An 11887-nucleotide genomic window follows, 5' to 3' on the forward strand; every position below is an offset into this window, starting at 1 on the left:
AGATGCGCCGGGGGGGTCAGGGTTGAAGGACCCGGCGGTACGCCCTGGCCAGCCAGCCGCGGCAGGGCCCGAGGCCCACCGCGTCCCACCAGGTGTCGCTGGCCTGCCCCAGCCTCCGGAGGTCCTCGCCGGACAGCGCCAGCCGCGCGGCCCTGGCCAGGCTGGCCAGCTGCGCGAGGCTGGTGGCGCTGGCGATGGGGGCCGTCACCCCTTCCCGGGTCAGGAGCCACGCCAGCGCCACTTCCGCGGGACGGGCCCCATGGCGGTCCGCCACCTGGTCCAGCGCCGCCAGGATGCGTCCGCCCCGCCCGTCCAGGAACCGGACCATGTCCGCGCCGCGCGGACTCTTGGCCAGATCCGCCCGGGAGCGGTACTTGCCGGTCAGGAAGCCCCGCGCCAGGCCGCTGTGGGCCAGCACGCCGAGCCCTTCCCGGACCGCCAGCTGCCGCAGCCCCCCCTCGTACCCCGTGCGGGAACAGAGGTTGTACTCGGGCTGGAGGGTCTGGTAGCCGGGCAGGCCCAGCGCGCGCGCCACCTTCAGGGACGCTTCCACCCGGGCGGGGTCCATGTTCGAGCACCCGATGGCCCGGATCTTTCCGGCCTCCAGCAGGGCGGCATAGGCGCCGAGGGTCTCCTCGTGCGGCGTGCCCGGGTCGGGCCAGTGCGACTGGTACAGGTCGATCCGGTCGGTCTGCAGCCGCGTCAGCGAGTCCTCCACCGCGCGCGCGATCCAGCGCGCCGAAAGGCCCTTGCGCCCGTCGTGGAAATCGCCGCCCACCTTGGAGAACAGGAGCACGCGGTCGCGCTTGCCGGGATTGGCCCGCAGCCAGCGGCCGATGATGGTCTCCGACTCCCCGCCCCGGTTGCCCTCCGCCCAGACGGAATAGATGTCAGCCGTATCGATGGCGTTGAATCCCGCATCGAGGAAGCCGTCGAGCACCTCGAAGCTCCTCTTCTCGTCGAGGGTCCAGCCGAACACGTTGCCGCCCAGGACCAAGGGCGCCAGGGTCATCCCGGTGGACCCGAGGCGCCGCGTCCCCGGGCTTTGCGTTTGTGCATCGGGCGGTTCAGGCATCACGGAGGGTTGGGCACGGAACGGGGGCATGGCCGGGTCCTGGGGGGCGGAGTGGATTCCACGATCCTATGCCCCAAGGCGGCAACCCCTCCGTTATATTTTCGGCCGGGGGCGCGATAAGCTCGGGGAGGAGGCGTCGCATGGATCGTCCGGAACCCCACGGCATCGGCACGGGCCCGGGGGCCCTGCTGGAGGAGCCGGGGCTGGGCATCCGGGCCCGGGGCCGCCGTCCGGTTCCGGCGGACAACATGCTGATCCACGGAGACAACCTCCCCGCGCTGAAGGCCCTCGAAGCCACCCACGCCGGCCTGATCACGTGCGCTTTCGTCGACCCGCCCTACAACACGGGAAGCGCCTTCACCCAGTATGACGACGACCTCGGGCACGCCCTCTGGCTGGAGGGCATCCGGGAGCGCCTGGAGGTCCTGAAGCGCCTGCTGTCCCCGGACGGCTCCCTGTGGATCACGATCGACGACCATGAATGCCATTACCTCAAGGTTCTCTGCGACGGGATCTTCGGCCGGGAGAACTTCGTGGCCAACGCCGTCTGGCAGAAGAAGTACACCATCGCCAACGACGCGAAGTGGCTGTCGGACAACCATGACCACATCCTGATCTACGCCAAGGACAAGGCCCGGTGGCGCCCGAACCGCCTGCCGCGCACCGGCGGGATGGACGCGCGGTACCGGAACCCGGACAACCACCCCAAGGGCCCCTGGAAGGCCACCCCGCTCCACGCGAAAAGCGGCACGGAGAACGGCAAGGCCTTCTCGTTCGTCTTCCGGAACGGCATCGTCTGGTCCCCCCCCAAGGGGACCTACCCCCGGTTCACCGCGGAGACGCTCCGGAAGCTGGAGGAGGCCGACGCCATCTGGTTCGGCAAGGCCGGCGCCTCGGTTCCCGCCCGCAAGACCTTCCTTTCGGACCTTTCCGAGGAGGGCACCCCTTGCCCGACCGTATGGCTGCACACCGAGGCCGGGAACAACCACGAAGCCCGTGACGAGGCCAAGACCGCCAACCCGGCGGACCCCTTCGCCACCCCCAAGCCCGAGCGGCTCCTGCAGCGCATCATCCACCTGGCGACCCGGCCCGGGGACTGGGTGCTGGACCCCTTCGCGGGCTCCGGCACCACCGGCGCCGTCGCCCACAAGATGGGCCGCCGCTGGATCATGGTGGAGCTGGGCGGGCACTGCCACACGCACATCCTCCCCCGCCTGCGGAAGGTCGTCGAAGGCGCCGACCCCGGAGGCGTCACGGAGTCGGCGGCCTGGAAGGGCGGCGGAGGCTTCCGCTGCTTCCGGGTGGCCCCGTCTCCGGGGGCGCAGCCCGCCCGGAAATGACGGCTACCGATGGACCCTGCGCTCCCGATGGGGCAAGATGGGTCCATTGGATGGGAATCTGGATGGAAAACGCAGCGCTCGACACCCGTACGATCCTGTTGCAATCGGCCCTGGCCTGTTTCGCGGAGCGCGGGTTCGACGGAACGAGCACCCGGATGATCGCCGACCATGCCCACCGGCCGCTCTCTCTGCTGGCCCACTATTTCCGGAACAAGGAAGGGATGTACCTCGAAGTCTTCAAGTTCCTCTTCGAGACGAAGCTGATGAGGAAGGGGAAGCCGCCCATTCCCGAAGGGGGCATCACACCCCGGGACAAGCAGGACGCCGTGCGCATCCTCCGGGAGCTGATCCACGACCTCTTCGCCGATATCTGCAAGGATCCCAGGAACCAGGACCCCGTCCATGAGCTGGGGTCCCGCCTCTGGCTCCAGGAGGTCCGCACCCCGCGGGAGAGCCTGCGGCCCCTGTTCCTCCAGTACATCGGCCCGGTCACCACGACCATGAAGGTATGCGTCCAGACCCTCAGGCCCGACCTGACCGAGGGCGAGGTCCTCTTCATCGGGGCCTCCATCATGGGGATGATGACGGGGCACGGCTCCATGGCGGGCCTGAACCGGGTGGTCTGGGGCGAGGAGGTCACCCCCGCCAGCCAGTTCGAGGCCTGCGAGCGGCTGTTGGACCTGGCCCTGAACGGCCTGACGGGCGGCAGACAGCCGGATTCCTCGCCGCACCCATAAGTTCGAACGTCCGACCAAAATCAAATTGAGCCCGACCTCCCCCCGAGGAAATCCCCCGGGAGGAGGCCGGGCGTGAGACATTGTTTACCTAAATATGACAAATTTGCACCTTGCCTCGACCCCGAAATGGTTGGATCATTTCCTTGAATATTGGACAAACGACCGATCAATCCTCCTCCTGGCGTTCACCGACCGGGATCCCGACCCAAGCCGTCCGCCGGCCCCCTGGAGCCAGCCCCATGACCCAACGCCTCGTCAGCCTCACCTTCCACGTGCCTCCCAAGGACATCAGCCCCCTCCGCATGCGGGGCCACCAGGACCTGCTCAGGGAGGGCGAGAGACGCGGCCTCTTCCACCTGCTCCCCACGGCCGGGAACGGTCCGGCCCCCATCGCGCTTGCGCCGGCTGCCGCGGGCGCCGCCCTCGTCGCCTTCCTGGCCAGGGACCCCCTGCTGGCCGGAGGCCTGGCCAGCTACCACTTCACGGCCGCCGCGGGGCCCGAGCCCTCCGCGGCGCCCTGGGGAAGGCTCCGCAAGGGGGCCTGACCATGGCCGGCAGGCCGGGGGCCCTGGCCCTGGGCCTGGCGGCGGGGATCGCCCTGGGGGCCCAGGAGCTGGAGCCGGGGCCCTCCCCCACCCGCGAGATGTTCCCCCTGTTCCTGACCACGATGGTCTACCAGCCGGTGGATCCCTCCCCCCTGGGCCGCGGGCGGTGGCGGGCGGATCTGGACCACATGCGGGCCAACACCTTCGAATTCTCGGACGTCTTCAAGGGGGCCCCGCCGGGGACGGCTTCGGGCCGGATCACCGTCACCCGGGAATTCGCCGAGGCCACGGCCGCCGCCCATGCGGGACTGCCCGTCCTGTTCTACTTCGACGAGGAAGTGCTGCGCACCTCCCTCAAGGTCCGGGCGGGACTTTCGGAACGCACGGAGGTCTGGGCCGAGCTCCCCTTCATCAGCCAGGGCGGGGGGGGCCTGGACTCGGCGATCGAGGGTTTCCACAGCCTGGGATTCAAGCAGTTCGGCCGGGACCGCGTCCGGAAGGACCAGCTGACCGTGGCCGTCATGGCCTACGGCCGGCTGCAGTTCTATAGCGACCGGCCGATGCGCGCCAGGGTCCAGGATCCCACCTTCGGGCTCATGCACCGGTTCCTGGCGCGGCCCGGCCTGGACCTGTCCCTCTATGCGGCCGTGAAGCCCCCGCTCACGACCCTGTATGGCGTCTACCGCTCCGGGTGGGACCATGGCCTCGGCCTGACGGCCCGCTGGCGGGCGGCGCCGCATCATGTCCTCTACGGTGGCGTGGGCGTCATCCGGCGGCCCAGGGGCACCCTCGCCTTCACGACCCTGCCCTTCGGGAGGATGGCCGGGGGCTGGGGCGGGCACGCAACCTGGGAATACCGGCGCTGGAAACGGCTCCGCCCCTTCGTGCAGCTCTACGCCCAGAGCGGCTTCCTGCCGGAGCAGCCCTCCCAGAACCTGCACCGCCCCAGCCTGCAGCACGATGTGGGGTGCCGCTGGCTCCTGCGGGGAAACGCCGCCCTCACCTTCCGGTACCTCAACAACATCACCCACAACGAAAACACCGCCGACATGGGCCTCGGCCTGAGCCTGACGGCCGCATTCTGAGGCTTGGGCGGACACGTAAATCGTACGAACGAACAATTTGAGGTCCCCCCCCGGGGGAAAGCCGAATGGTTGTTCCGTCACCAACCCATGCGCCAAGAAAGAGGATCCGGAAAGGGCCTTGCATTGCTTAAACGATCGAACTAGTCTGTGAATCGGTCGTTCGACCAATCTGGTGGTTCTCCATGGACGCCCCAACCCCGACACCCAACCCCGATACCCGCGATTCGCTCCTGGACGCGGCCCTGGCCTGCTTCGCGAAATACGGCTACGACGCGACCTCCATCCGCCTGATAGCTTCCCTGGCGGGTAAGAATTCCTCCCTCATCTCCTACTACTTCAAGAGCAAGGAAGGACTCTACCGGGATGTCTTCAAGCACATGCTGGCCCGCTTCCAGGGGTGCGAGCCGGTGGACCCCCCGGAGACGCCCCTGGCGGACCCCCGGGAGCGGCTCAATCACCACTTCCGGCGGCTCCTGCGCCAGGTGGAAGAGCACCTGCGGTCCAAGGATCCGCTCCAGCACCAGGCGGCCCGGCTTTTCATGGCCGAACTGCACGGCCCGAAGGACGAGGTCAAGGACCTGATCCTGGCCCGCATCGCCCCGGCGGTGGCGGAGATCCGCGCCTGCCTGTGCGAGCTCCGCCCCGGCCTGACGGAACCGGAGCTCGCCTTCTGGGGAATCACCCTCCAGGGCATGTGCATGGCCCATTCCGTCCACAGTGAACTGAACAAGCTCGTCTGGCCCAACGCCGACCACGCCCTCTCCCTGGAGGAGATGGCGGACCGGCTCACGGACTTCGCCTGCAAGGGCCTCGGCGCCCCTGGCCCCATCCCCCACGACCCCCCTCCCGGCCTGCCCAAGGAGCCCCTCCATGCCTAGATCCATCCGAGACGAAGCGGTTCTTCTCTCCTGCGCCGCCGTGGCGGTCCTCCTGACGACGGGATGCGCCAAGGAGGCGCGGCCCGCCTCCATCCCGGAAGTGGCGGTGGTGACCCTGGCGCCGGAGCGGGCCGTGCTGACCTCGGAGCTGCCGGGACGGGTATCGGCCCTTCTCATGGCCGAAGTGCATCCCCAGGTGAACGGCATCGTCCAGAAGCGGGTCTTCACGGAGGGCGGGCTGGTCAAGGAAGGCGACCTCCTCTACCAGATCGACCCGGGCCCCTACCAGGCTGCGCTGGACACGGCCTCGGCCGCCCTGGCCCGGGCCGAGGCCAACCTTCCCGCCGTCCGCAAGCGGGCCGAGCGGTTCAAGGACCTGGCCGCCTCCAACGCCGTGGGCCAGCAGGACTACGAGGACGCCGCCGCGGCCCACAAGCAGGCCGAGGCCGAGGTTCTGGCCGGCAAGGCCGCGGTGGAGGCCGCCCGCATCAACCTGCGCTACACCCGCGTCACCGCCCCCATCTCCGGGCGCACCGGCAGGTCCGCCGTGACCCCGGGCGCCCTGGCCACGGCCTATCAGGGCCCGGCCTTCACCACCATCCAGCAGCTGGACCAGGTCTTCGTGGACTCGCCCCAGTCCAGCGCCATCCTGATGGAGCTGCGGCGGAACCTGGAGTCCCGGCGCATCCAGGGCGGCTCGGCCGAACAGGCCAAGGTCAAGCTCCTCCTGGAGGACGGGACGCCCTATCCGAAGCCTGGCGTCCTGAAGTTCTCGGACGTGACGGTCGATCCCACCACCGGGTCCCAGGTGCTGCGCATGGTCTTCCCGAACCCCGGGCAGGTCCTGCTGCCGGGCATGTACGTGAGGGCCGTCGTGGAGGAGGGCGTGGCCGAGCAGGCCATCCTCGCGCCCCAGCAGGGCGTCACGCGGGATCCCAAGGGCAACGCCATCGCCATGGTGGTGGACCCCGCGGGCAAGGTCGAGCAGCGCACCCTCAAGGTGGACCGGGCCGTGGGAACCCGGTGGCTGGTCCTGGACGGCCTAAGGGCCGGGGACCGGCTGATCCTCGAAGGGTTGCAGAAGATCAGGCCGGGCATGGCCGTCAAGGTCGTGCCCTTCACCGCAGCGTCGAAGTAGGGGAGCCGGAACCATGGTCAATTTCTTCATCGACCGGCCCATCTTCGCCTGGGTCGTTGCCATCGTCATGATGCTGGCGGGCCTCCTGGCCATCAAGACCCTGCCGGTGTCCCAGTACCCCCCCGTCGCGCCCCCCGCCATCTCCGTGGACGCCTTCTATCCCGGCGCCTCCGCAAAGACCGTGGAGAACACCGTCACCCAGATCATCGAGCAGAAGATGACGGGCCTGGACCGGCTGCTCTACATGTCGGCCAGCAGCGACTCCGCGGGCCACGGCAGCGTGACGCTGACCTTCCAGCCCGGCACGGACCCCGACGCCGCCTGGGCCAAGGTCCAGAACAAGCTCGAGCTGGCCAAGCCCCTCATGCCCCAGGTCGTCCAGCAGATGGGCATCACGGTGTCCAAGTCCACCAAGAACATCTTCATGATCGTCTCCATCACGTCCTCCAACGGCGCCATGAACGCCGATGACCTGCGGGACTACATGGCCTCGAACATCGAGAACGTGCTCAGCCGCGTGGAGGGCGTGGGCGAGGTGACCTCCTTCGGCACCCAGTACGCCATGCGCATCTGGCTCAACCCCGACCGCATGGTTGGCTACCGGATCACCCCCGACGACGTGCGCCAGGCCGTGAAGGGCTACAACGCCCAGATCTCGGCGGGCCAGGCCGGAGGCCTCCCGGCCCTGAAGGGCCAGCGGCTCAACGTCACCGTGAACGTGCAGGAGCTCCTGCAGACACCCGAGCAGTTCGGCGCCATCCCCCTGCGCATCAACGCGGACGGCTCCACCATCCGGCTGCGGGACGTGGCCCGCACGGAGCTGGGCACCGAGTCCTACGAGAGCGACACGCGGCTCAACGGCCAGCCCGCGGCGGGCATGCTGATCCGCCTGGCCTCGGGCGCCAACGCCCTGGACACCTCCAAGCTCATCAAGGCCAAGATGGACACCCTGGCCGCCTACTTCCCCGAAGGCGTCCGGGCCGAGTACCCGTACGAGACCACGCCCTTCGTGTCCGTGGCCATCAACGAGGTGGTGAAGACGCTCATCGAGGCCGTGGTCCTGGTCTTCCTGGTCATGCTGCTCTTCCTCGGGAACTTCCGCGCCACCCTGATCCCCACCATCGCCGTCCCCGTGGTGCTCCTGGGCACCTTCGCGGTGCTCCAGTACGCGGGCATGTCCATCAACATGCTCACCATGTTCGCCATGGTGCTGGCCATCGGCCTCCTGGTGGACGACGCCATCGTGGTGGTGGAGAACGTCGAGCGCATCATGCACGAGGAGGGCCTGTCGCCCCTGGAGGCCACCCGGAAGTCCATGGGCCAGATCACCGGCGCCCTGGTGGGCATCGGGCTGGTGCTCTCGGCGGTGTTCGGCCCCATGGCCTTCTTCGGCGGTTCCACGGGCATCATCTTCCGGCAGTTCTCCTTCACGCTGATCACGGCCATGCTGCTGTCGGTGGTGGTGGCCCTGGTGCTCACGCCCTCGCTCTGCGTGAGCTTCCTCAAGCCCGTGCCCAAGGGCCACGAGGCCGCCGAGACCGGCTGGAAGGTCACGCGTCCCTTCTTCCTCTGGTTCGACAAGGCCTACTACCGGCTGAACGACTTCTTCGTCGCGCAGCTGGGGCGGGTGCTGGCCAAGCGCATGCGCTACGTCCTCGTCTACGGCCTGATCGTGATCGGCACCGGCCTGCTCTTCATGCGCCTGCCCACCGCGTTCCTGCCCGAGGAGGACCAGGGCATCCTGATGACCATGATCCAGCTCCCCGCGGGCTCCACCATGGAACAGACCCAGAAGATCATGAAGGAGGTCCAGGAGCACTTCCAGGTGGACCAGAAGGACGCCGTGGCCTCCTGCATGACCGTGGCCGGCTACAGCGTGGCGGGCCGGGGCCAGAACAACGGCATGGCCTTCGTCAAGCTCAAGGACTGGCACCTGCGCAACCGCCCGGACCTCAAGGCCGAGGCGGTGGTGAGCCGGGCCATGCGGGCCTTCGGCCCCCGCCGGGACGCCATGGTCTTCGCCTTCGCGCCCCCGGCCATCCTGGAGCTGGGCAACGCCACCGGCTTCGATTTCCAGCTGCAGGACCGCGGCGGCGTGGGCCACGATAAGCTCATGGCGGCCCGGAACCAGCTGCTGGGCCTGGCGGCCAAGGACCCGGCCCTCAAGGCCGTGCGCCCCAACGGCCTGGACGACCAGCCGGAATACAACGTCAGCGTCAACCAGGACCACGCGGGGGCGCTGGGCGTTCCCCTGCCCGCCATCAGCGACACCCTCGCCAGCGCCTGGGGCGGCTCCTACGTGAACGACTTCATCAACCGCGGCCGGGTCAAGCGCGTCTACATGCAGGCCGACGCCCCGTTCCGCATGCAGCTGGAGGACCTGAACAAGCTCTACGTCCCCAGCCGCAGTGGCAGCATGGTGCCCTTCTCCGCCTTCTCCACGGGCAAGTGGTCGTACGGCTCGCCCAACCTCCAGCGCTACAACGGCTTCCCCTCCATCGAAGTCCTGGGCGAGCCCGCCAGGGGCAGGAGCACCGGGGACGCCATGCTGGCCATGGAGAGCCTCGCCACCCAGCTGCCTCCGGGCATCGGGTTCGAATGGACCGGCCTCTCCTTCCAGGAGCGCCAGGCGGGTTCCCAGGCGCCGGCCCTGTACGCCGTGTCGGTGCTGGTCATCTTCCTGTGCCTGGCGGCGCTCTACGAGAGCTGGACGATCCCCTTCTCGATCCTGCTGATCCTGCCCCTGGGCGTCATGGGCGCCGTCCTGGCCACCTGGTCGCGGGGGCTCTCCAGCGACGTCTACTTCCAGATCGGCCTGCTGACCACCCTGGGCCTGGCCGCCAAGAACGCCATCCTCATCGTGCAGTTCGCCCAGGAGCAGATGGCCCAGGGGGTGGGCCTCCTGGAGGCGGCGGTGGAAGCCTCGCGCCTGCGGCTCAGGCCCATCCTCATGACCAGCCTGGCCTTCACCTTCGGCGTGCTGCCCATGGCCATCACCCGGGGGGCCGGCGCAGCCGCCCAGAACGCCATCGGCACCGGCGTCATCGGCGGCATGATCACCTCCACCGTCATCGCCGTGTTCTACATCCCCCTGGCCTTCATCCTGGTCAGCCAATTCTTCACCAAGAAGCGCCCGGATGACGGGTCCACCGGAGAGGCTCACTGATGAAACCGACCCAAGGCCTTTCCCTCCTCATGCTCGCGGTCATGGGCGGCTGCATGTCCATGGCGCCCCGGTACGCCACGCCGCCCCGCCCCACCCCCGGCCAGTGGCCGGCCGCCTCCCAGGCGACGGCGGCCGGCAAGGCGGTCCCCGACGTGGCCTGGCAGGACTTCTACGTGGATGCGCGGCTGAGGAAGGTCCTCGACCTCGCCCTCGCCAACAACCGCGACCTCCGCGTGGCCGCCCTGAACACGGAGAAGGTTCGCGCCGCCTACCGCATCCAGCGGGCGGAGCTGCTGCCCTCCATCAACGCCGCCGCGGTGGGCAGCCGGCAGCGCATCCCGGCCAGCGTGTCCTCCACCGGCCAGGCCATGGTCGCCGAACAGGACTCCGCCACCATCGGCGTCACCGCCTGGGAACTGGACCTCTTCGGCCGGGTCCGGAGCCTCAAGAACCGGGCCCTGGAACAGTACCTCGCCACCGAACAGGCCCAGGCCGGCGCCCGGATCTCCCTCCTCGCCGAGGTGGCCAACGCATACCTGACCCTGGCCGCCGACCGGGACGGACTCCGGCTCGCCAAGGAGACCCTCGCCAGCCAGGAGGCCACCCACAAGCTCATCCGGCGCCGCTTCGAGGCCGGGGTCTCCTCCGAGCTCGACGCGCGGCGCGCGGAGGTGGGGATGGAGACCGCCCGCGCGGACGTGGCCGCCACCACCCGCATGGTGGCCCTGGACGAGAACGCCCTGACCCTCCTGGCGGGCGCGCCGGTCCCCGCCGACTGGCTTCCCCAGGGGCTGGACGGGCTGGCCCCCCTGCAGGACTTCACGCCCGGGCTCCCCTCGGAGGCCCTGATGCGCCGGCCGGACATCCTCATGGCCGAGGCCCAGCTCAAGGCCAGCAACGCCAACATCGGCGCCGCCCGCGCCGCCTTCTTCCCGCGCATCTCCCTCACCACCGGCTTCGGCACCATGGGCAGCGAGCTCTCCGGCCTGTTCAAGACGGGGTCGGAGACCTGGTCCTTCACCCCCCAGATCGTCCTGCCGCTCTTCAACACGGGCGCCACCCTGGCGGGCCTGGACGTGGCCAAGGCCGACCGCGACATCAGCCTGGCGCAGTACGAGAAGGCCATCCAGGTGGCGTTCCGGGAAGTGGCCGACACCCTGGTCCAGCGGGGCACCCTCGGTGAGCAGCTGGCCGCCCAGGAGGCCCTCACCCGGGCCCTGGAACGCACCTTCCAGCTGGCCACGATGCGGTTCGAAGCCGGCGCCGACGGCTACCTGGGCGTCCTGGACGCCCAGCGCTCCCTCTACGGGGCCCAGCAGGGCCTCATCGCCCTTCGCCGGGCCCGGGCCGGGAACCTCGTGACCCTCTACAAGGTCCTGGGGGGCGGGCGGCCCGGGAAGGACGGGAAGTAGCTCCTTCAGTCCCCCATTCCAACGGAGTTCAACGTGAACCTCCATCGCCTCCAACGGAAAGGAAACACAAACGTGGTCATGGCCGAACTGGAGCGCCTGGAGAAGGCCTGCGACGCCGGGACCCTGAGCCGGGAGGCCTACCTCGCGTCCGTCTCCAAGGTCCAGGACCTGGCCTACCGGAAGGACGTCCGGCCCTTCCAGGACCGCGCCGCCTGGGCCTCCCTGGCGGGTCTCGTCCTCCTGGCCTGCTGGGCCGCCGCGGAGCACCTGTTCCCCGACGTGGCCGAGGCCCTGGGCGACGGGTTCGAAGCCGTCGCGCTGCTGGGAATCGCCGCCCTGCTCTGCGCGGTGGCGTTCCTCCTGGCCTCCATGAAGCGGGAGGCTGATGATGTCCGGTGGTTCGGCGCCCTCCGGCGGACCCTTGTGAAGGGGGGTCGCCTGGTCGACTATCTGGAACAGGGCAGCCGGGAATCGTCCGATTCCACCGCATAGGCCGTGCTCGTTGCGAGGC

Annotated in this window: 10 protein-coding genes; 9 read left to right on the top strand and 1 reads right to left on the bottom strand. The window is 69.2% G+C overall.

The genetic code is table 11. The annotated features are described in order from the left end of the window. Positions 1 to 16: 16 nt before the first annotated feature. Complete coding sequence (locus RAH40_RS10380; protein WP_306602041.1) at positions 17 to 1012, bottom strand: aldo/keto reductase; 996 nt, start codon at positions 1010 to 1012, stop codon at positions 17 to 19. Positions 1013 to 1215: 203 nt separating this feature from the next. On the opposite strand from RAH40_RS10380, the gene RAH40_RS10385 reads away from it, so the two are divergent. From RAH40_RS10385 to RAH40_RS10425, 9 genes are all read left to right on the top strand, one after another. Beyond that, entirely contained in the window at positions 1216 to 2415 is a 1200-nt protein-coding gene (locus tag RAH40_RS10385) for a site-specific DNA-methyltransferase (RefSeq protein WP_306602042.1), read from the top strand. A 62-nt stretch (positions 2416 to 2477) separates the two neighbouring features. Continuing rightward, positions 2478 to 3152 carry a TetR/AcrR family transcriptional regulator gene (locus RAH40_RS10390; protein ID WP_306602043.1) on the top strand — a complete coding sequence of 225 codons (675 nt, stop codon included), beginning with the start codon at positions 2478 to 2480 and terminating at the stop codon, positions 3150 to 3152. Positions 3153 to 3391: 239 nt separating this feature from the next. After that, positions 3392 to 3697: a hypothetical protein gene (locus RAH40_RS10395; RefSeq protein WP_306602044.1), complete on the top strand. Its 306-nt coding sequence runs from the start codon at positions 3392 to 3394 to the stop codon at positions 3695 to 3697. A 2-nt stretch (positions 3698 to 3699) separates the two neighbouring features. Beyond that, positions 3700 to 4782: a DUF3187 family protein gene (locus RAH40_RS10400; protein WP_306602045.1), complete on the top strand. Its 1083-nt coding sequence runs from the start codon at positions 3700 to 3702 to the stop codon at positions 4780 to 4782. A 182-nt stretch (positions 4783 to 4964) separates the two neighbouring features. Continuing rightward, positions 4965 to 5660: a TetR/AcrR family transcriptional regulator gene (locus RAH40_RS10405; RefSeq protein WP_306602046.1), complete on the top strand. Its 696-nt coding sequence runs from the start codon at positions 4965 to 4967 to the stop codon at positions 5658 to 5660. Further along, the gene (locus tag RAH40_RS10410; RefSeq protein ID WP_306602047.1) at positions 5653 to 6798 is read left to right on the top strand and encodes an efflux RND transporter periplasmic adaptor subunit; all 1146 of its coding nucleotides are present in this window, start codon (positions 5653 to 5655) and stop codon (positions 6796 to 6798) included. The genes RAH40_RS10405 and RAH40_RS10410 overlap by 8 nt, the downstream gene beginning before the upstream one ends. Before the next feature lie 13 nt (positions 6799 to 6811). After that, positions 6812 to 9964 carry an efflux RND transporter permease subunit gene (locus RAH40_RS10415; RefSeq protein WP_306602048.1) on the top strand — a complete coding sequence of 1051 codons (3153 nt, stop codon included), beginning with the start codon at positions 6812 to 6814 and terminating at the stop codon, positions 9962 to 9964. After that, positions 9964 to 11376 (top strand): efflux transporter outer membrane subunit, encoded by a 1413-nt coding sequence (locus tag RAH40_RS10420; protein ID WP_306602049.1) that lies wholly within the window; start codon positions 9964 to 9966, stop codon positions 11374 to 11376. Before RAH40_RS10415 ends, RAH40_RS10420 begins: the two co-directional genes overlap by 1 nt. Before the next feature lie 72 nt (positions 11377 to 11448). After that, complete coding sequence (locus tag RAH40_RS10425; protein ID WP_306602050.1) at positions 11449 to 11868, top strand: hypothetical protein; 420 nt, start codon at positions 11449 to 11451, stop codon at positions 11866 to 11868. The last annotated feature ends 19 nt before the right edge of the window (positions 11869 to 11887 follow it).

The sequence above is a fragment of the Geothrix sp. 21YS21S-2 genome, assembly GCF_030846775.1.
GTDB lineage: Bacteria > Acidobacteriota > Holophagae > Holophagales > Holophagaceae > Mesoterricola.